The 18645-nt window shown below is 66.4% G+C and carries 21 protein-coding genes; 11 read left to right on the top strand and 10 right to left on the bottom strand.

The genetic code is table 11. From position 1 onward, the window contains the following. The first annotated feature begins 5 nt into the window (after positions 1–5). Genes AVZ66_RS04330 through AVZ66_RS04315 form a run of 4 tightly spaced genes read left to right on the top strand, consistent with a single transcriptional unit; the run spans position 6 to position 3263 of the window. A complete protein-coding gene (locus tag AVZ66_RS04330; protein ID WP_082678766.1) occupies positions 6–953 on the top strand; it encodes an MBL fold metallo-hydrolase in 948 nt (315 codons plus the stop codon). A 50-nt stretch (positions 954–1003) separates the two neighbouring features. Then, a complete protein-coding gene (locus AVZ66_RS04325; protein WP_058982160.1) occupies positions 1004–1573 on the top strand; it encodes a thioredoxin family protein in 570 nt (189 codons plus the stop codon). A 49-nt stretch (positions 1574–1622) separates the two neighbouring features. Further along, positions 1623–2570: a mechanosensitive ion channel family protein gene (locus AVZ66_RS04320; protein WP_058982158.1), complete on the top strand. Its 948-nt coding sequence runs from the start codon at positions 1623–1625 to the stop codon at positions 2568–2570. 39 nt (positions 2571–2609) lie between these two features. Then, positions 2610–3263: an O-methyltransferase gene (locus AVZ66_RS04315; RefSeq protein ID WP_058982156.1), complete on the top strand. Its 654-nt coding sequence runs from the start codon at positions 2610–2612 to the stop codon at positions 3261–3263. A 5-nt stretch (positions 3264–3268) separates the two neighbouring features. Here AVZ66_RS04315 and AVZ66_RS04310 read toward each other — a convergent pair whose 3' ends face one another. Next, the gene (locus tag AVZ66_RS04310) at positions 3269–3964 is read right to left on the bottom strand and encodes a hypothetical protein (RefSeq protein WP_157575596.1); all 696 of its coding nucleotides are present in this window, start codon (positions 3962–3964) and stop codon (positions 3269–3271) included. A gap of 91 nt (positions 3965–4055) precedes the next feature. Here AVZ66_RS04310 and AVZ66_RS04305 point away from each other — a divergent pair, with 91 nt between their 5' ends. Beyond that, a complete protein-coding gene (locus AVZ66_RS04305; RefSeq protein WP_058982152.1) occupies positions 4056–4418 on the top strand; it encodes a tautomerase family protein in 363 nt (120 codons plus the stop codon). Here the strand turns inward: AVZ66_RS04305 and bcp are convergent. Together bcp and AVZ66_RS04295 are read right to left on the bottom strand one after the other, a co-directional pair. Further along, a complete protein-coding gene (gene bcp, locus AVZ66_RS04300; RefSeq protein WP_058982151.1) occupies positions 4415–4870 on the bottom strand; it encodes a thioredoxin-dependent thiol peroxidase in 456 nt (151 codons plus the stop codon). The two genes, AVZ66_RS04305 and bcp, sit on opposite strands and share 4 nt — an antisense overlap. 47 nt (positions 4871–4917) lie before the next feature. Next, positions 4918–6291 carry an NAD(P)/FAD-dependent oxidoreductase gene (locus tag AVZ66_RS04295; protein ID WP_058982149.1) on the bottom strand — a complete coding sequence of 458 codons (1374 nt, stop codon included), beginning with the start codon at positions 6289–6291 and terminating at the stop codon, positions 4918–4920. 137 nt (positions 6292–6428) lie between these two features. Between AVZ66_RS04295 and AVZ66_RS04290 the strand changes: the two genes are divergently transcribed. Further along, positions 6429–6629 (top strand): hypothetical protein, encoded by a 201-nt coding sequence (locus AVZ66_RS04290; protein ID WP_058982147.1) that lies wholly within the window; start codon positions 6429–6431, stop codon positions 6627–6629. 15 nt (positions 6630–6644) lie between these two features. Here the strand turns inward: AVZ66_RS04290 and AVZ66_RS04285 are convergent, their stop codons facing one another. From AVZ66_RS04285 to AVZ66_RS04275, 4 genes are all read right to left on the bottom strand, one after another. Further along, positions 6645–7895 carry a Glu/Leu/Phe/Val dehydrogenase gene (locus tag AVZ66_RS04285; protein ID WP_058982146.1) on the bottom strand — a complete coding sequence of 417 codons (1251 nt, stop codon included), beginning with the start codon at positions 7893–7895 and terminating at the stop codon, positions 6645–6647. A 131-nt stretch (positions 7896–8026) separates the two neighbouring features. Further along, positions 8027–9157, bottom strand: coding sequence for a hypothetical protein (locus AVZ66_RS04280; RefSeq protein ID WP_058982144.1), 1131 nt, complete (start codon positions 9155–9157; stop codon positions 8027–8029). Positions 9158–9285: 128 nt separating this feature from the next. After that, positions 9286–9414 (bottom strand): hypothetical protein, encoded by a 129-nt coding sequence (locus tag AVZ66_RS17030; RefSeq protein ID WP_269432459.1) that lies wholly within the window; start codon positions 9412–9414, stop codon positions 9286–9288. Positions 9415–9459: 45 nt separating this feature from the next. Next, positions 9460–10755, bottom strand: a complete 1296-nt coding sequence (locus AVZ66_RS04275) for a 5'-deoxyadenosine deaminase (RefSeq protein WP_058982142.1) — start codon at positions 10753–10755, stop codon at positions 9460–9462. Positions 10756–10858: 103 nt separating this feature from the next. Here AVZ66_RS04275 and AVZ66_RS04270 point away from each other — a divergent pair, with 103 nt between their 5' ends. After that, a complete protein-coding gene (locus AVZ66_RS04270; RefSeq protein WP_058982141.1) occupies positions 10859–11233 on the top strand; it encodes a hypothetical protein in 375 nt (124 codons plus the stop codon). Here the strand turns inward: AVZ66_RS04270 and AVZ66_RS04265 are convergent, their stop codons facing one another. Further along, complete coding sequence (locus AVZ66_RS04265) at positions 11234–11659, bottom strand: hypothetical protein (protein ID WP_058982139.1); 426 nt, start codon at positions 11657–11659, stop codon at positions 11234–11236. Positions 11660–11928: 269 nt separating this feature from the next. Here AVZ66_RS04265 and AVZ66_RS04260 point away from each other — a divergent pair, with 269 nt between their 5' ends. The 4 genes from AVZ66_RS04260 (at position 11929) to thiC (ending at position 17065) form a co-directional block, all read left to right on the top strand. After that, on the top strand, positions 11929–12570 hold the full coding sequence (locus tag AVZ66_RS04260; RefSeq protein WP_157575595.1) for a helix-turn-helix domain-containing protein: 642 nt from the start codon (positions 11929–11931) through the stop codon (positions 12568–12570). A gap of 49 nt (positions 12571–12619) precedes the next feature. Continuing rightward, entirely contained in the window at positions 12620–13366 is a 747-nt protein-coding gene (locus AVZ66_RS04255; RefSeq protein ID WP_058982137.1) for a ribonuclease H-like domain-containing protein, read from the top strand. A gap of 122 nt (positions 13367–13488) precedes the next feature. Further along, complete coding sequence (locus AVZ66_RS04250; protein WP_058982135.1) at positions 13489–15516, top strand: DUF262 domain-containing protein; 2028 nt, start codon at positions 13489–13491, stop codon at positions 15514–15516. 109 nt (positions 15517–15625) lie between these two features. Continuing rightward, on the top strand, positions 15626–17065 hold the full coding sequence (thiC, locus tag AVZ66_RS04245) for a phosphomethylpyrimidine synthase ThiC (RefSeq protein WP_058982133.1): 1440 nt from the start codon (positions 15626–15628) through the stop codon (positions 17063–17065). Positions 17066–17068: 3 nt separating this feature from the next. Here the strand turns inward: thiC and AVZ66_RS04240 are convergent, their stop codons facing one another. Both AVZ66_RS04240 and AVZ66_RS04235 read right to left on the bottom strand, forming a co-directional pair. After that, the gene (locus tag AVZ66_RS04240) at positions 17069–17563 is read right to left on the bottom strand and encodes a hypothetical protein (protein WP_058982131.1); all 495 of its coding nucleotides are present in this window, start codon (positions 17561–17563) and stop codon (positions 17069–17071) included. A gap of 26 nt (positions 17564–17589) precedes the next feature. Continuing rightward, positions 17590–18609, bottom strand: coding sequence for a carbohydrate kinase family protein (locus AVZ66_RS04235; RefSeq protein ID WP_058982129.1), 1020 nt, complete (start codon positions 18607–18609; stop codon positions 17590–17592). Positions 18610–18645: the final 36 nt, after the last annotated feature.

The raw sequence follows: 18645 nt of genomic DNA, 5'->3' as shown, positions 1-18645 counted from the left end.
AGCGCGTGCACCACATCCAGTTGTCGAATGCCGCCTTCGAGGGGCAGAACAGCGTCTACCTCCTCGGGGACGGCGACGCGAGCGCGCCGACGACGCTCGTGGACACGGGCGTCGCGACGCCGGACGTCGAAGCCGAACTGCGGGCCGCGCTCGACGCGCGCGGCGTCTCGTTCGCGGACGTGGATCGCGTGCTGCTGACGCACTGGCACAACGACCACGCGGGCCTCGCGGGCGCCATTCAAGCCGAGAGCGACGCCACCGTCGTCATTCACGAGGCGGACGCGGACCTCGTCGCGCAGCGCGGGACCGCCCGCGAGGACCTCTACGACGCGCAGGAGGCCGCACTCTACGACTGGGGGCTGCCCGACGACGAGCGCGAGGGATTGCTAGCGTTCAACGACGAACACAGCGACCTCCGCGGCGAGCCCGCAGACGTGACCGAAATAACAGACGGCGACACCGTCTCGCTCGGCCCGTTCGAGGCAGAAGTCGTCCACCTGCCCGGGCACGCCGCCGGCCTCGTCGCGTACGTTGTCGAGCGCGACGGGCGCCGCGAGGCGTTCGTCGGGGACGCGATTCTCCCGAAGTACACGCCGAACGTTGGCGGCGCGGACATCCGCGTCGACCGGCCGCTCGCCCAGTATCTCGACAGCCTGCTGCGCATCGAAGCGCTGGACCTCGACCGCGCGTGGCCCGGCCACCGCGGCCCGATAATCGCGCCGAGCGAGCGCGCCCGGGACATCACCTCCCACCACGAGGAGCGCACTGCACGCGTCGAGCGAGCCGTCGCCGACCTCGCGCCCGCGACGCCGTGGGCGGTCAGCGCCCAACTGTTCGGGTCGCTGTCGGGAATCCACGTCCTCCACGGCCCCGGCGAGGCGTACGCGCACCTCGACCATCTCGTCCACGAGGGTCGCCTCGAAGCGACCCCGGAGGGCTACGTGCCGGCCTGACGGGTGCCGCAACCCGACCTACTTTGCCGCTCGCGGCCCTGCGTCCGAGTATGGTCGAGATGGAATCCGAGACGGAACTGGAGCAGGGCGACCCCGCGCCCGACTTCGAGCTTCCGGGGACGGACGGCGAAGCGCACGCCCTCGACGACTTCGACGACTACGAGGCGGTGCTTTTGGTGTTCACGTGCAACCACTGCCCGTACGCGAAAGCGAAGTTCGACGCGCTCAACGACATCGCGGCGGACTACGACGACGCCGCAGTCGTCGGTATCAATCCGAACGACGCGGAGGAGTACCCCGACGACTCCTTCGAGCGCATGCAGGAGTTAGTGGACGAGGGCACCATCCAGTACGACGCCTACCTCCGCGACGAATCCCAGGAGGTCGCTCGCGCGTACGGCGCGGTCTGCACCCCGGACCCGTTCCTCCTGCGGAACACCGACGACGGCTTCGAAGTAGCCTACCACGGCCGCCTCGACGACGCGCTCAACCCCAGCGACGAGCCCACGCGGCCGGGCGGCGACGTCCGCGACGCCATCGACAGCATTCTCGCAGGCGAGCCGGTCGAAAAGGAGTGGCGCCCCTCCCGTGGCTGTTCTATCAAGTGGACCGACGACTGAAGCGAGAGTGCGCCGGTAGCTCTTTGCGGATCCGCCGTCACCGTCCGACGTGACCCGCCGCGCCACGTTCTACGTCCTCGCCGCGCTCGCCGCCGGCGTTCTCGCCGCAGTAGTGCCGTCGGCGCTCGCGGCCGCGCTCGACACGACGTACCCAGTCGCAGTCGTCGCGGCGCGCGGCCTCACGGCCGCCGCCGTCGCGCTCGCCGTCGCTGCCGGCTACCACCTCGTCACGTCGCTGGCGTTCGCGTCCACGATGGACAAGCGCCGCCGCCACCGCGCGCAGTCCGTGCTCCGCCTCGCGTTCTTGGTCGTCGCCGCCATCGCGGTGCTGGGCGTCGTCACCGACCGCTGGGTGCCCGCGCTCGTCTCCCTCGGTGTCGCGGGTGTGGCGGTCTCGCTGGCGCTCCAGCAGCCGCTGTTGAGCCTGCTCGGGTGGGTGTACGTGATGACCAAGCAGCCCTACCAAGTGGGAGACCGCGTGCGCATCGACGACTCGAAGGGCGACGTCATCGACGTCGACTACCTCGTGACGACCCTCTGGGAGGTCAACGGCGAACTCGTCTCGACGAACCAGCCCTCCGGCCGGCACATCACCGTGCCGAACAGCGTCGTCCTCACGAGCCATATCGTGAACTTCAGCCGCGAGGAGTTCCCGTACGTGTGGAACGAACTCCCCGTACAGGTCGCCTACGAGACGGACCTCGAATTCGCCCGATCGCTCCTGCAGGAGACCACCGAGGAGTACCTCGGCGAGCAGATGGCCCGAGAAGTCGAGAAGTTCCGCCGCCAACTCGCGGAGACCCCCGTGGAACTGGAGGTGCAGGACCGCCCGAGCGTGAACGTCAAGCAGGGGGAGTCGTGGGTGGAACTCCGCGTGCGCTACCTCGTCAGCCCGAAGCGCGCCCAGCGCGTCCGGAACGACCTCTACGAGCGCGTGCTCGAAGCGTTCAACGAGCACCCCGAGCGCGTGAAGTTCCCCGTGAGCCGGAACCGCTGACCCGGTACGGCTTTGGGCCGCGGCGCCGTCGCCGCAAACATGAACGACGTGCTGAGTGACACCCTCGACGCCTTCCTCGACGCCGCGAACCCCCAGCCCACCGAGCTACTCGCGGAGATGACCGAGTACGGCCGCGAACAGAACTTCCCCATCGTCGGACCGGACGTCGGCCAGTTCTTCCGCGTGGTGGCGACGCTTGCCGACGCCGAGCGCGTCTTCGAGTTCGGCTCCGGGTTCGGCTACTCGGCGGCGTGGTTCCGCACCGCGCTCCCCGCGGACGGCGACATCGTACTCACGGACTACGACGAGTCGAACCTCGCGACCGCCCGAGAGTTCCTCGACCGACAGGACGGCGCCACCGCGCACTACGAGGCCGGCGACGCGATGGAGACCTTCCAGCGCTACGACGGCCCCTTCGACGTCGTGCTCCTCGACCACGACAAACCCCAGTACGTCGACGCCTTCGAGGACGCCCGCGAGAAACTCGCCGACGGCGGATGCGTCGTCGCGGACAACGTGATGGCGGGGCCGGTCGAACCCGAGAACGTCACGGCCGCGCTGGACGGCGCAGAACCGGTCGACGGCCACACGGCGGCAATCGCGGCGTACGTCGAACACGTCCGCGACGACCCCGACTTCGAGACGGCGTTCGTGCCGCTCGGCGAGGGTATCTCGGTCAGCGTGAAGAGATAGGTGCGTCAGTCGCGGTACGCGAGCAGCGCGGCCCCGGCAATCGCGAGCGCGGCGACGGCGAGTCCGAAGCCGGGCGAGTTGGCGTTCGAGTTCTCGGTCGTGTCGGCGGCCGTCGTGCCGTCGGTCGTGGACCCCGTCTGTTCGTCGCCCGCGGTGGTCGGCGTGTCGTCGCTGGTACTCGCCGACTCGATGGTCAGCGTCGCAGTTGTCTCGCCGCCGCTGGACTGCGGGTTGATGTCCAGTGGCGTCTCCCAACTGCCCTGCGCCATCGGGTGGTAGGCGTCCGCGTAGACGACGACAACCTCGTCGCCCGCGTCGAGGTCGTAACTACCGCCGAGGCCGAGCGTCAACAGGTGACCGTTGTTGGACGCGCCGACGCTGTCGAGGTCGTCGGAGACGTTCACGTCGATCGTGTCCCCGGAAGCGTCGTCGCCGCGGTCGATGCCGATTTTCGCGACGTCGGCCCGGCTGACGTTGCCGACGTCGACGCCGGAGTTCGAGTAGTCGACCGCGAAGCCGTTCCACGAACCGGCGGTGGCGTCGCCTGCGGTCGCAGTGACGGTGTGCGTCGACGTGCCGCTGGGGAACGACGGGTCGGCGGAAATCGAGCCGCTGGACGCGGCTGCGGCGACGCCGACCGTCGCGCTGGCGACCACTGCGAGTGCGACGAGGAGGGCTGCAAAGCGGGTTTTCGTAGACATGTGCGTTCGGAAGCAAACTGCGTGCGACCGAAGTGTTTTGTGGCGGACAGACACCGACAGGTCGACAGGGCAGGCGGCCGTCCGGCCGACCGTGCCACTGCTCCAGTTCGACGCCGACTTCCAGATGAGCGACGCCGACGCCGACGCGTTTGCGGACACCGTCACCGACCTGTACGCCGAGACGATGGACGCCGACCGGTCGTACGTCGCGGTGGTCGTGCGCGACGACGGACACCTCTCGCTGGGGCGCGCGGCGGACGGCCGGCAGGTGTTCTGTTCGGCTGACGTGCGGACGGGCCGCGACGAAGAGACGAAACGAAAGTTCGCGACAGGCGTGATGGACGAGGCCGCCGAGCGCTTCGGCGTCCCCGACGAGAATCTGAAAGTCGTGTTCACCGAGCACGCGGGCGCCCAGATGCAGGGCGTCGACCGCGTCGGCGGCGACTGGGGCTAGTCGATGACGGCGAGCACTTCCTCGGCGTGCTCGTCCGGGTCGACGCCCTCGAACGCCGCCACGATGTCGCCGTCCGGCCCGACGACGTACGTGTTCCGGAAGGTGCCGACGACCTCGTTCCCGAAGACGTTCTTCTCGCCGTAGGAGTCGTACGCCTCGGACACCGAACCGTCCTCGTCGCTGAGCAGGTCGAAGGGGAGGTCGTACTTCTCGGCGAAGTCCTTGAGGTCCTCGACGGGGTCGTCGCTGATGCCGAAGACGGGCACGTCGCGGTCCGCGTACTCGTCCCAGTTGTCCCGGAAGCTACACGCCTCGGTCGTACAGCCCGGCGTGTCCGCGCGCGGGTAGAAGTAGACGACGCGGTACTGGCCGTCGAAATCCGACAGCGCGACCGGCTCGCCGTCCTGATTCTGTAACTCGAAGTCGGGTGCGGAATCGCCTTCCGAGAGCATACTCGGCGTTCGTCCTCACCCCGGGAACCAGTTGCGGTCGCGGCGAGCTACAGCGAGTAGTCGCTCTCCCGAATCTGGGCGTACTTGCCCTTCCGGTAGCGGAACTTCGCGCGCTTGTACTTCGTGTAGAGCTTGAGGCCGCCGGCCGCCGAGCGCGCGTTCGACTTCGAGATAATCTTCCCATTGTCGCTTCCCGCTAGCATCTGTCGAGTGATGCGGATGGTCTTGTCCCAGTCGTCGGGACCGAACTCCGCGACGACGTCCGCCATCGCGACGTTCCGCCGAATCTCCTCGCCGATGGCGTCGTGCCACGCGGCGTTGTACTCCTCGAGGTTGCCCTCTGCGACGAGTTCGCCGGCGAGCGTGCCGGTGCGGTAGGCGACGTGGTCGCCGCCCTCGTGGAACGACGACGTGGTTCCCATCGCGCCGCCGACGACGGCGATACCGGCGTCGGTCGGAGACTCGATTGGGCGCGTCGACGAAATGGCGTACGTCTCCGTGCTGTTGGACTTGCCGTGCCCCTCCACGAGCGGGAAGTCCGCCTCGACGTCGTACTCGTCGCCGTAGAGGTCTTCGAGGAGCCGCCGGAGGTACTCTTTCCCGGAGGGGATGCGGTCGTCGTCCTCGCGGAGCAGGCGCCACTCGCTCGCGTCGAAGTCCTCGATGTCCAGCCCGATTGGCATCGTGAGGCCGACGCGCGCGACGCCGTCCCGGTTCGGGAACACCCACGGGTAGGCGGTCTCGCCGGGCATCCATCCCCACCAGAACTTCAGCGTGTCGTCGTCGAACAGTTCGTCGGGGAACTGCCGGTACTCCTGGTACGCGATGTGGTTCGCCGACGGCGGACTGAGCAGGTCGCTGGCGCGCTTGCCCTCGGGCAGCAGCGGGTCGAGCACACGCATCGTGACCTGTCGCTGCGGGCCGTCCGCGAGCACGAGGTACTCCGCGGTCACTTCCTCGCCGTCGCCGAGCGTGAGCGTGTGCTCGTGGCCGCCAGAGAGGTCCGAGTCGACGCCCTTGACGCTGGTGCCGGCGACGTAGTCGGCGCCAGCGTCCTCAGCGCGGTCGCGCAGCCAGTCGTCGAACTTCGCGCGGTGGAACGTGAACCCGAAGTTGTCGTAGTCGGCGTCGATGCCCGTGCGGTCGACGACGACCTCCTCCTCGGGGCCGATAAACTGTGCGTCCTCGAGTTCCCGCTCGACGACGTCGTCGGGAATCTCCGCGAAGTCGAGGTCCGCGACCTCCAGCCAGTAGTCGAGGAAACCCGCGGCGTCCGTCGAGTCCGAGCCGAGGCGGTCGCGGTCGGCCCGCGGCACGCCCTTCTCGTAGACGACGGCGTCCGCGCCCCGGTCGGCGGCCGCGTACGCGGCTGCCGACCCCGCCGGCCCGCCGCCCACGATGGCCACGTCTACGTCGGTCATACTACTCTCGTCACCGCGCTGGCGTTAAAGTGCTTCGAGTTTTCACGCCCGCACCGGGGCTTCCCCGACGGCGTCGCGCGTTCCCGGTGGCGACGAGCCACCCGAATATCTAAGTACGCGAACAGTAGTGTCGGGGTATGGACCGACTGCGATTCGCCTACGACGCCGTGCGAGCGTACGTGTACGTACTCCTGTTCGTGGGCGTCGGAACAGTCGTCTGGCTGCTCGCACCGCAGGTGGTGGCGGCGCCGGAGGTCGCGGGACTGTGGTTCGCGGTCGGCGCGTTCGGCGCGCTCGTGCTGGTCGTGTTCGTCCTCGCGCAGTTCACGCGGTCCTAACAGCGTCACGCGTGATCACGGGAACAGCCCGCGGTACTCGTGGGCGTCGGCCGTGCGTTCGAGCGCGATAGTGTACGCGGCGGTCCGCAGGTCCGGGATGTCCTTCTGCTCGTAGGCGGCGAGCATCTCGTCGAACGCCGTCGTCAGTCGCGCTTCGAGGTCGCGGTTGACCTCTTCGAGTTCCCACGAGTACTGCTGGCTGTTCTGCACCCACTCGAGGTACGAGACGATGACGCCGCCCGCGTTCGCGAGAATGTCCGGCACGACGGGCACGTCGCGTTCCTTCAGGACGCCCGCGGCGTCGAACGTCGTCGGGCCGTTGGCGGCCTCCACGACCACGTCCGCCTGCAGGCGCTCGGCGACGTCGACGGTGATGACGTCCTCGATGGCCGCGGGGATGAGCGCGTCCACGTCCATCGTCAGCAGGTCGTCGTTGGTGATGTGTTCGGGGGCATCGTAGTCTTCGAGGCGGCCGTCGTTGGCGACGTGCGCGCCGACGTCCTCCACGTCGAGGCCGTCCGGGTCGTAGATGGCGCCCGTGACGTCGGAGACTGCGACGACGTTCGCGCCGCGCTCGGCGAGCAGCTGGGCGGTCACGCTGCCGACGTTCCCGAACCCCTGGATGGCGATGTCGGCGTCCTCGACGTCGACCCCGAGGTACTCGAAGGTCTCCTCGGTGACGATGGTGACGCCGCGGCCGGTCGCCTCCACGCGGCCCGCGGTCCCGCCGACTTCCAGCGGCTTCCCGGTGACGATTTCGGGGACAGCGTAGCCCTGGTAGACGGAGTACGTGTCCATGATCCAGGCCATCGTGCGCGGGTTCGTGTTCACGTCCGGCGCCGGGATGTCCGTGTCCGGGCCGATGATGCGGCGGATGCCCTCCGTGTAGCGGCGGGTGAGCTGCTCGATTTCGGACTGGGAGAGCTCCTTGGGGTTGCAGATGATGCCGCCCTTCGCGCCGCCGAACGGCAGGTCCACGAGCGCGGTCTTCCACGTCATCCACCCCGCGAGCGCGGAGACCTCCTCCTCGGAGACGCTCGGGTGGTAGCGGATGCCGCCCTTGAACGGGCCGCGCGCCCCGTCGAACTGGCAGCGGTAGGCCTCGAACACTTCCACGGAGCCGTCGTCCATCTCCACGGGGAGACTCACCGAGAGGGTGCGCTCGGGGTACTTCAGCCGCTCGAAGATGCCGTCGTCGATGTCGACGTACTCCCGCGCCTGCTCCATCTGCGCGAGCATGTTGTCCAGTGGGCCGCTCTCTGTCATGTCTCGGCAGTATTTGCGCAGTACATAAGGAGATGCCGCATCGCGGCCGCCGTGCTACGACTTCGCTCGGGCGGCACTAGCAGGGCTATCGAACGTGCTCGCCGCCCGCAGAAAACGTTCGGAAAGGAAGGCTACTCCTCGCTGATGTCGGCGTCCGGGAGCTTCAGGACGTTCTCGCGGCCGATGCGGAACGACTCCAAGTCGTCGTTCTCGCGCATCTCCTTGACCACTTGGCTGGTCTTGGCCTCCGTCCAGCCCATCGCCTCGACGACGTCTTGCTGTTTCGCGCGACCGCCCTGCTCGCTGAGGAACCGCTCGACGCGCTCCTCGTTGCTCAACAGCTCCGCGGGCGGCTCCGTCGCCGTTCCTCCCTCCGCGTTCGCGTTCGACTCCTCGTCGACGGACTTGGCGCTGCCGGCCGCGTCGTCGCCGCCACCGCCCGGAGTCGTTTCGGTCGGCCCGGTTCCGTCCGCGCCATCGTCGTCACGACGTAGGTACAGCCAGCCCACAGCGGCGACGACGAGGACGGCCACGACAGCCCCCACGATCGCGGGCAAGACGACGCTGCTCTCGCCGCTGGAGCCGGGTGTCGTCCCCTCCGTCGTGTCTGCCGGGTCCGCCGGTTCGAGGACGACGAGCGGCTGATTCGTGGCGAACTCCTCGGGGCCGAGCCACTGCACCGACGTCGCCGTCGACTCGTCGGCCGGCGGGTCGACGTCCGTGGCCGTGTAGCCGTCCGACCACGAGAACTGCAGCGACGTCTCGTTGTTCAAGTAGAAGCCCTCCAGCGCGTCCCCGGCGACGATTCGCTCGCCGTCTGTCGCGGCGAACCCGCTCCACTCGAAGGTGTACACCACGAACCCGTACGACTCCGAGAACTCCGTGCCGCTCTGGAGGCGCGTCTCCACGCCGACGTCCGCGACGCTCATGTTGCGTCCGGTCGCGTTCTCCGCGCTCGCGACCGTCGACTCGATGCGGGACCGGAAGCGGTCAATGTACGCCGAGCGGTTCTGCTCGACGTCGGCCTGCAGTTCCTCGAACGCCTGCGTCTCGTTCTCCGTCGTCAACGCCATCCGATACTTGAACGACCACCCGGCGCTGCCGTCCTCGTCCAGCGCCGCGGACAGCGTCACGTCGTCCGGGTCGAAGTCTTCCTGTGCCAGTCCGAACGGGCCGGTCGGCGCACCGGCGCCCGCCGCTGGCGCGGCGACAGCCGCGACGACGAGCAACCCGACCACCCAACACGCCAGACCGCGATTCATGCACTCACCTCCGGCCGGTGCGCTTGAAAACGTTGTTATCGTTGTCGCGTCGTCGTGTCAGTCCGATTCGACGACAGCGCCGACCCCGAGTGACGTGAAAATACGAGGAGGTCGCGGCGGGCTGGCCGTCAGGCCGACGGCGCGCTGACGGGTTCGCCGCAGGTCGGGCACGCCGACCCCGACGCCGCCTCGTCGAGGTCGCTGGCGTGGCCCGTCCAGCCACAGATGGGACACTGAACTGGCTCGCTTCCAGACATCTACCTAGGGGTGCGTGCGCCCGCCCGAAAAGCGTGGTGCCGGAATCAGTACGCTCGCGCGAACTCGCGGGCGCGCTCCCGGATGCCGGCGTCGTCCAGTCGGACGTGCTCGCCGTCCCGGTAGAGGAGTTCGCCGTCGACCATCGTGAACGTCACGTCGTCGCCGTGCGCCGCGAACGCGAGATGCGAGTACGGGTCGTGAATCGGCGTCGAGCGCGCGTTGTCCGTGGTGAGGCCGACGACGTCCGCCTTCCACCCCTCGCGGAGTTTCCCGACGTCCTCGAAGCCCGCGGCCGCCGCGCCGTTGCGGGTCGCCATCTCGAAGACGGCGCGCGCGGGAATCGCGGTCGGGTCGAGGTCTTCGACCTTCCCGAGGAGGCTGGCCTGGCGCATCTCCGTGAACGCGTCCAGCGTGTTGTTGCAGGGCGGGCCGTCGTTGCCGAGCGCGACGTTGATGCCGCGGTCGAGGTAGTCCCGAATCGGCGCGACGCCGGAGGCGAGTTTCATGTTCGAGGACGGGCAGTGCGTGACGTGCGTCCCCGTCTCGGCGAGCACCTCGCGCTCGGTTTCGTCGGTCCACACGCAGTGCGCGAGCACCACGTCCTCGCCGGTGAGGCCGACCTCGTCGAGCCAGTGGACGTTGCGCATCCCCGTCTCGTCCTCGACGGTCTCGATTTCGCCGCGGTTCTCGCTGGCGTGCGTGTGGATGCGCACGTCGTACTCGTCGGCCAACTCGCGGCAGCCGCGCAGGCACTCCTCGGTGCAGGAGACGGCGAAGCGCGGGGTGACCGCGTACCGGACGCGGCCGCCGCCCGCACCGTCGTACTCGCGGATGAGGCGCTCGGACTCCGCGAGTGCGGCGTCCGTGTCCTCGACGAGGCCGTCTGGGGAGTCCTTGTCCATCAGGACTTTCCCCATGAGCGCGCGGATGCCGGCGTCGACGGCGGCGTCGAACGCCTCCTCGGCGTGCGCGACCGAGAGGTGGTCGACGACGGTCGTCGTTCCCGACTCGACCATTTCGAGGTAGCCGAGGTCCGCGGCCGCGCGCATCTCGTCGGCGCCCATCGACGCCTCCATCGGGAGCACGTGGTCGAACAGCCAGTCCAGCAGTTCCTCGTCGTCCGCGATGCCGCGGCCGAGGCTCTGCACGGAGTGGACGTGCGCGCCGACGAGCCCGGGCGCGAGCAGGTCGCACTCGACGCGCTCGTGGTCCGGGTACGCGTCCGCGAGGGCCGCGCGGTCGCCGACCGCTTCGATGCGGTCGCCGGCGACGACGACCGCGCCGTCCTCGATGACCTGCTCGGCGTCGCAGACGACCGCGTCGGCGCACAGTAGCGTCATACCGTCACCACGTACGACACCACCGCCCCTAACGCGTTGCGGTCCGGGTTCGGCGCGCGCGACTCGGCGCTACGTTCAAGCCGTCCGGAGAGAACGATGTCGTATGTCTGCACTCACACGGTTCCGGGCGTGGCTCGTCAGCGTGGAGTTCGCCGTCACCGCGACGTCGGTCGTCGCCGCACTCGTCGGGGGTGGCGCGCTCGCCTTCTCGCACGTGGCCGTCGAGCGCGACGCGCTGGCCGTCGTGATGTTGGCGGGTGTCGCCGTGCCGAACGTCTACGAGGACTCGTGGACGGACGTCGTCGACTCCCACCTCGCAGGCGTCGCGTGGGCGCTGGCGGCTTGCGTCGCGGTCGTCGCGTGCTACCTGCTCGTGGCGACGGGCGTTCGGTTCGTGGCTGGCGGGCCGGCCGGAACAGCCATCGGATTCGTCGTCACGTGGGTGCTGGCGCTGGTCGCGTCGCGCGCGGCGACGTAGTCACGGTCGACGACTCACGGCGTATCCGCCGAGCGCGCCGCTGGCGGCGAACGCGAACGCGACAACGAGTGAGACGCCCGCGACGCCGAGACGCGGCGCACCCGCGATGAGGTCGACGAGCGCGGGCGTCGTCACGAGCGCGTAGTGGAGGTGGTGGAAGACGCCGACCGTGTCCCCGTGGAAGACGAGCCACCAGAACCCCGCGCCGACACCGAGTCCCGCGACGGAACCGGTCGCAGCGCCCGCACGGAGCGGCGCGCGGCCGGCGGCAGTCGCGGCGACAAATCCGCCGACGACGCCGACCGAGGCCACACGGAACGCGAGCGTCCCGGCGGTCGGGTGGTGGTGTGGCATGCCGGAGACGACTGCGAGAAGCGCGGCCTGCGCGAGGACGCCGGCGGCGAGGGCGAGCGCGATTCGACGCACGCCGTGGGGTACGCGCCGGGCGAACTGAAGCCTTCCGGCGGCCACCGAGCAGACGAGTCAGAATACAGACACAATCTTTCCGCGGAGTATTTAAAACCATTACTGGGAAGGCCTCGGGTTCAGGTGCGTCGCAATCAGACAGGTTACTGTCCGCAGACGCCCCGATAGCGGTCGTATCCCACCTCGGGTGAGCCTTGGCGTACACCCGCTAATTATCGCCAATAATAACAACCGTTTGATATTTCTGCACCCGGGTTCTCGGTGCAGTCGTGGGGGTCATCGCCGAATTCACGTTCCGCCATCCGGGACTGCCGCTGATGCCGTCGCTCGAAGAGAGCGGCGTGCACCTCGACGTCGAACAGGCCGTCGCCGCCGACCCCGACGAACCGGTGTTGTTCGTGTGGGCGTCGGAGGGCGACCTCGACCGCTTCGAGAGCGCCGTCGAGGACGACCCGACAGTCGACGACGCCGCGCTCGTCGAGGACGGCGACGACCACCGCCTCTACCGCGTCTCCGTCAGCGAGGACACGCCGGTAACGCTGTACCCGATGGACGACCGCATGGAGGCCTCCCGCCTCGGCGTCACCTCCTCGGCGGACGGCGTGGAGGCGCGACTCCGCTTCCCGAACCGGGAGAGCCTCTCGGAGTTCCAGCCGCGCGTCGAAGCGCGCGGCGTCGACGTCACCCTGCGCGGCGTCTACAGCGACACCGAGACAGCGCTCGGCGACGAGTACGGGCTCTCCGCGAAACAGCGCGAGGCCCTCGTGACCGCCGCCGAACTGGGCTACTACGACGTCCCCCGGCAGGCGTCGCTGTCCGACGTCGCCGACGAACTCGGGGTCTCCTCGCAGGCGGTCAGCGAGCGCCTCCGCCGCGGCATCAAGACGTTCGTACGGGAGGGGCTGGACTGAGGAGTACCGGACCGCGACGCCTTTGTACCGCAGGCGTCCACCGAGTAGTATGCGCGCCGAGAACTCGTTCATTCCCGCACCCGGCGTCGGCGAGACCACCGAGCGACGCCTCTGGCAGCACGGCGTCACGCACTGGGACGACTTCGACGCGAGCGCGCCCGGCGTCGGGGAGACCACCGCCGAGAACGTCCACGCGTTCATCGACGACGCGCGGGCCGCGCTCGACACGGGCGACACCCAGTTCTTCGCCGAGACCTTCCCGAACAACGCGCTCTGGCGGCTCTACGAGAACGTCGCCGACGACGTCGCGTTCTTCGACATCGAGACCACCGGCCTCGACAAGCGCTCCAGCGACGTGACGACGGTGAGCGTCCACCACGGCGGGAGCACGGAGACGCTCGTTCGCGGCGACGACCTCACCAGCGAGAACCTCGCGGAACTCTTGGACGCCTCGCTCGTGGTTTCGTTCAACGGGAAGCGCTTCGACCAGCCGTTCGTCGAGCACAACTACGACGTCAACGTCGACGCTCCGCACCTCGACTTGATGTACCTCTGCCGGCGCCTCGACCTGACCGGCGGCCTCAAGCAAATCGAGCAGGACCTCGGCATCGACCGCGACGGAATGGACGTCGACGGCCGCGAGGCCGTCCGGCTCTGGCACCGTTACGAGGACGGCGACGAGGCCGCCCTCGACAAGCTCGTGGAGTACAACCGCTACGACACGCAGAACCTCCAGACGCTGCTGGACTTGGTCACCGGGCGCCTCCACGAGGAGGTCTTCGCGCCCCACGCCTGAGCCCCGCGGTTCTATAGTCACTTACTGAATAGAAATTATCGATGTCAATCAGCCATATATCATTTATCTAAATTGGCACATCATGGTAACTAATTTATATATACAGATTCAAACGTCAAAGAATGCCCGGGTATGATCTCAATACCGAGTCAATCAATTCATTTGTTGACGATAGTCAAATAGAGTTACCTCGTTTCCAGCGGAAGCTCACGTGGACGGATAAAGATAATTTCAAACTCTGTCTTAGCGTTTTCAAAGGATATCCTCTCGGAGTTATCGTCCTATCGAAAGATGCTGGCAAAAAGTATCTACTCGATGGACGACAGCGACGGTTCGCGTTAGACGAGATGAGAAACCCCGAGAAAGTGTATGATTGGGCACGCTCCGCGATTGGTTTTAATCTGAGTGTCTCTGAAGATGATCTCCGTGAACAGTACTGGAGATACGTCGACCAGTACTTTGGCGAGTTCGAGGAACCCGAAGAAAATGAAGCACAACCGGATAGAGACGCGCAAGACCCGGACTCGTATGCTGAAACCTCAGACCACGGTGAGGATGAAAATCTAATCCGATTACTAGATATCATACTTACAGTCCATCCAAAACGGAGAAAATCGAGTGGCATTACAAAACCGTTTGACTTCAGAGATGAGGTCAACGGATTGGACTACATTGCCGATCCGACGGATGGGTATCGGTACGTCGACACGGAGCAGTTGCTAGATTGGATCGAATACCGATCAGGTGGGCGGACGACACCGGAAATAGAAGCCTTCGACCAAGACGAACTCTACAACTGGTTGATGAGTGGCAAAGATCCGGGAGAAGGCGGGAATTCGACTGAGAAGACGATACGGAAAGAGATCGACAGGAACTGGGATCAAGTACTTCGTGCATTCGAGGCGCTTGAAGGTCTAGACACCACCCTAAGCAACAGAAAAATCGGATATATGGAGGTCCGTGATGCCAGTGCAAACGACGAAAAGAAGATTTTCGAGATTATCAATAGCGAGGGGACAGACTTGACCGCGGTCGAAATCCTCTCGGCTAAGCCGGCATATAACATTGAGTTAGAAGATCCAAGTGAGGCTATCCTTTCGGATATTAAAACCCTATACGAGAAGGAGATGGAAGTATCTCATCAAGAAGCAGTACGGTGGGACAGACCAGCGACCTTGTATAGCCGGCTAGAAATTCCGACAATTTTTCCGAACAGCGGCTATAGCTTCGAGCGCGAAGTCCGTATCGGATTCAAATTAATGAGCGGATACTACCTGAATGGGATTTCTAAGGAAGATTTTGAGGCGCTCGCCAAAACGGAGACGATCAACTGGAGCTCGACCGAATTAGAGCAGAAAATCAATCAAGTTGAATCGTTCACCTCCGGTCACAGCCTACTCAGCTTCTGGAAGTCTTGGAATGATCCACTAGTACGAATGACATCAGAAGCAGTTGCGGTAAACTATCTTCTCTGTATGTTGAAATACTGGGAGTTACTGGGTGAGCCCTCTTCAACCACCTCGGGGAAATTCCAAAGTTTCCAAAATAAGGGTGCGGTTCTGTTCGATCGGATGATATACGAGTACGTTACCCGTCTCTGGAGCGGCTCTAGTGACACACGTACTGCGAATAATTTGAAGAATTTGACTGAGGATAGTCCGTTATTCGATCCGGTGGCGTCGGAAGACTGGGAGGATTTACTCAGAAGCTTAGTCGAAGAGGGGCAAATCGAAGGACAGAATCAACTGAATAATAAGAATCCGAGTCTCAGAGTGAAAGTCCTATTGCGGTATTACTACGCACTAACGGGAACCAGACCGACTGATGTCGGAAAAATGTCTATCGACCACATCATCCCCAGTAAGGAGTTCGAAGGAACACCAGATGAAGGTCTCGAAAAATACGAGCATCATATCGCAAACCTAGCAGAGATCCCTGAGAAGGAGAACGTATCAAAGGGGACGAAGTCCCTTGATCAGATCTCGGATCCGTGGCTAAAATCCGAACTCGAAAAGTTCACCGGAATTAGCTCAGAGGAGTTTAATAAATACTCTGATATCACGGATATCACGAATCTAATTGATGACCGTGGAGAACGGATGATCAACGAATTCTTGGAAGGACGACGGTCTTTCCTTTCCGTTCAATAAATCTATACCAGAGCCGTCATCCCAGATTAGTCGTTCTTCGAAACCGTGGTTGCATAGCTGTCGTCCCCACCACCACGTTTTATTACCTAGTTCTACCACCTAGTTATTCATGCCGACGCAGCTCGAACGCGCCCGCGACAGAACGATCACCCCCGCGATGGAGCGAGTCGCCGAGCGCGAGAACCGCGACCCCGAGTTCGTCCGCCAGCAGGTCGCGGACGGGCAGGCCGTCGTGCCGAGCAACCACAGCCACGACGCCCTCGACCCGATGGTCATCGGGCGGGAGTTCGCGACGAAGGTGAACGCCAACATCGGGAACAGCGAGACGACCAGCAGCCGCGAGGAGGAACTCCGGAAGCTCCACAGCGCGGTCCACTACGGCGCCGACACCGTGATGGACCTCTCGACGGGCGAGAACCTCGACGACATCCGCGAGATGCAGGTCGAACACTCGCCGGTCCCCGTCGGCACGGTCCCCATCTACGAGGCCGTCACGCGCGTCGACGACGTGCCCGACATCACGCCCGACCTGCTGCTCGACGTCATCGAGAAGCAGGCCGAACAGGGCGTCGACTACATGACCATCCACGCGGGCGTGCTCGCCGAACACCTCCCGCTGACGGACGGCCGCACCACGGGCATCGTCTCCCGCGGCGGGTCGATTCTCGCGCAGTGGATGGAGGAGAACGCCGCCCAGAACCCCCTGTTCACACACTTCGAGGAAATTTGCGAGATTTTCCGCGAGCACGACGTGACGTTCTCGCTTGGCGACGGCCTCCGCCCGGGGTCGCTGGCCGACGCCAGCGACGACGCCCAGTTCGCGGAACTGGAGACGCTCGGCAACCTCACGCAGGTCGCGTGGGACCACGGCGTGCAAGTAATGGTCGAAGGCCCCGGCCACGTCCCGATGGACGAGGTTCGGGAGAACGTGGAGCGCCAGCAGGAGGTCTGCGACGGCGCGCCGTTCTACGTCCTCGGGCCGCTGGTCACCGACGTCGCGCCCGGCTACGACCACATCACCAGCGCCATCGGCGCGACCGAAGCAGCCCGAGCGGGCGCCGCGATGCTGTGTTACGTCACGCCGAAAGAACACCTCGGGCTGCCGGACGCCGAGGACGTCCGCGACGGGATGGCCGCGTACCGCATCGCCGCCCACGCCGGCGACGTCGCCGCCGGCCTCCCGGGCGCCCGCGACTGGGACGACGCGCTCTCGGAGGCGCGCTACGACTTCGACTGGTCGCGGCAGTTCGACCTCGCGCTCGACCCCGAGCGCGCCCGCGACTACCACGACCAGACGCTGCCCGGCGACAACTACGAGGACGCGCGCTTCTGCTCGATGTGCGGCGTCGAGTTCTGCTCGATGCGCATCGACCAAGACGCGCGCGACGCCGACGGCGAGATGGCGGGCATCGACGGCGACATCGACCTCGCGGAGTCGCCCGCTGCCGACGTGAACCTCCCGCCGGTCGGCGTCCACGACACGGCCGACGTGCCCGAGAGCGCGGAGTTCGAGGACGGCCGCGGCGACGACCTCGCGGCCGACGACTGACCGTCAGTCGCTGTCGGCGTCTACGACCGTCTCGAACAGCGGTTCCACGACCGCCGCGAGGTCGTCGTCGGCGTCCACTCCGAGGTGGACGTGACACCGACCGTTCGCGGCGCCGACGCGGTGCGTGACGGCGTGGAGGAACTGGAGGAGTGTCCGGCGCTCGTCGTCGCCGGTCGGCCGCGGTAGCCCGTCGACGCAGACGACGAGTCGACCCGCCGGCGCGTCGAGGTTCGCAATCGTATCAGACACCACGACGCCGGCCTCCGGGAGCGCGATGGCGTCGTACGCCCCCGTGTCGTAGAGGTCGTCGACGCCCGCGCAGCAGCGCCCGTCGGCCGCGTCGGTGGTCGCGCGGACGCGGTACGCGTCGCCGGCGCACTCGTCGGCGAGCCGGCGGCAGGCGGCGTCGTGACTGCCGTCGCCGAGAACGAGCGTCGTCCCGTCGCGGACGCCGCCAGCGTTCGGGCCTTCGCCGGAGTTCTTCGGGTCACCGCTCATCGCTCGTTTTGTCGGCTGACTGATTGTTAATCGTTGCGGCTCTCCCCCGCCAGCGCGGTCGTCTCCGCGCTGTACGTCCCGATTGCGGTGCGGTCACCGGTCAGTCCCGTCCCGATGTAGTAGGACGCACACGCGTTCGCGAGCCATAGCGACGGCTCCCACGCCCACCCGCAGGCCCGCGCGAACCCGAGTGCCCCCGAGAAGCGGTCGCCGCCCCCAGTGAACCGGGAGACGCCGGCCAACTCGAAGTTCGGCACGTTCACGACGCCGCCACGTGTTCCCGCGACCGCGCGGCGCTCCCCGTGCATCACGACGCCGGTGATTCCCGCGAGGTCGCGGAGTTCTCGGACCTGCTCGACGACGCTCCCCTCGACGCCGACCGTCGACGCTATCGACCCGAGCTCCTCGGCGTTCGCGCTCACCACCACGCTGTAGCGGTCCGCGAGCGCGCCCAGCGCGTCCACGAACGCCGCGCGCTCCGCCGCCGTTCGCGCCGTGACACCGCCCGGGTCGAGGACGAACACGCCGCCATCGCCGGGGCGGTCGGCGGCGCGCAAGAGCGCGTCCGTGGCGTTCGGGAACGACGCCCAGTTCGTCCACACGACCGCGTCCGCGTCCAGGGCCGCGTCGCCGCCCGCCGCCGCGAGGTCGTCGTACGTCCACGACCGGATGTCCGCCGACTCCGTCGTAAACATGACCGCCGAGTCCTCGAACTCGTAGACGTTCACGGACGCGGGCGCGCCCATCGACGCGGTGTCGGCGTCGAGCACGCCGAACACCTCGTGGTCGAGGTGGCCGTACAGGTCGACGTCCGCGCCGAGTTCCCGGGCCTGTATCGCGGCGTTGACCGCCTGCCCGCCGGGTTCGACGCCACGGTGCTCCGTGACGAACGACCGCTGGCCGCCCGACAACTGCTCGACGAACGCCTCACGGCTCGCGGGGGCGTTCTCGCGGTCGAGCACACCGTACCGGCGGTCGACGCTCCCGTCGGGAAGCAGCGTCATCGTCGGCGACGGCGCGTCGGCGAGGCGCGCTGCCAAGTCCATGTGCGGTGGTTCGCGCGGCGCCACTAAATTCCCCGA

The organism is Halobacterium sp. CBA1132, from assembly GCF_001485535.1.
Lineage (GTDB): Archaea > Halobacteriota > Halobacteria > Halobacteriales > Halobacteriaceae > Halobacterium.
Note: the sequence above shows the minus strand (reverse complement) of the source record. Positions and strands in the feature narration are given on the sequence as shown.

What these genes read in the sequence shown, in the direction of transcription:
- AVZ66_RS04325 (WP_058982160.1), top strand. Translation starts at nt 1,004, where the DNA reads ATGGTCGAGATGGAATCCGAGACGGAACTGGAGCAGGGCGACCCCGCG.
- AVZ66_RS04315 (WP_058982156.1), top strand. Translation starts at nt 2,610, where the DNA reads ATGAACGACGTGCTGAGTGACACCCTCGACGCCTTCCTCGACGCCGCG.
- AVZ66_RS04310 (WP_157575596.1), bottom strand. Translation starts at nt 3,964, where the DNA reads ATGTCTACGAAAACCCGCTTTGCAGCCCTCCTCGTCGCACTCGCAGTG.
- bcp (WP_058982151.1), bottom strand. Translation starts at nt 4,870, where the DNA reads ATGCTCTCGGAAGGCGATTCCGCACCCGACTTCGAGTTACAGAATCAG.
- AVZ66_RS04295 (WP_058982149.1), bottom strand. Translation starts at nt 6,291, where the DNA reads ATGACCGACGTAGACGTGGCCATCGTGGGCGGCGGGCCGGCGGGGTCG.
- AVZ66_RS04290 (WP_058982147.1), top strand. Translation starts at nt 6,429, where the DNA reads ATGGACCGACTGCGATTCGCCTACGACGCCGTGCGAGCGTACGTGTAC.
- AVZ66_RS04285 (WP_058982146.1), bottom strand. Translation starts at nt 7,895, where the DNA reads ATGACAGAGAGCGGCCCACTGGACAACATGCTCGCGCAGATGGAGCAG.
- AVZ66_RS04280 (WP_058982144.1), bottom strand. Translation starts at nt 9,157, where the DNA reads ATGAATCGCGGTCTGGCGTGTTGGGTGGTCGGGTTGCTCGTCGTCGCG.
- AVZ66_RS17030 (WP_269432459.1), bottom strand. Translation starts at nt 9,414, where the DNA reads ATGTCTGGAAGCGAGCCAGTTCAGTGTCCCATCTGTGGCTGGACGGGC.
- AVZ66_RS04275 (WP_058982142.1), bottom strand. Translation starts at nt 10,755, where the DNA reads ATGACGCTACTGTGCGCCGACGCGGTCGTCTGCGACGCCGAGCAGGTC.
- AVZ66_RS04270 (WP_058982141.1), top strand. Translation starts at nt 10,859, where the DNA reads ATGTCTGCACTCACACGGTTCCGGGCGTGGCTCGTCAGCGTGGAGTTC.
- AVZ66_RS04255 (WP_058982137.1), top strand. Translation starts at nt 12,620, where the DNA reads ATGCGCGCCGAGAACTCGTTCATTCCCGCACCCGGCGTCGGCGAGACC.
- AVZ66_RS04250 (WP_058982135.1), top strand. Translation starts at nt 13,489, where the DNA reads ATGCCCGGGTATGATCTCAATACCGAGTCAATCAATTCATTTGTTGAC.
- thiC (WP_058982133.1), top strand. Translation starts at nt 15,626, where the DNA reads ATGCCGACGCAGCTCGAACGCGCCCGCGACAGAACGATCACCCCCGCG.
- AVZ66_RS04240 (WP_058982131.1), bottom strand. Translation starts at nt 17,563, where the DNA reads ATGAGCGGTGACCCGAAGAACTCCGGCGAAGGCCCGAACGCTGGCGGC.
- AVZ66_RS04235 (WP_058982129.1), bottom strand. Translation starts at nt 18,609, where the DNA reads ATGGACTTGGCAGCGCGCCTCGCCGACGCGCCGTCGCCGACGATGACG.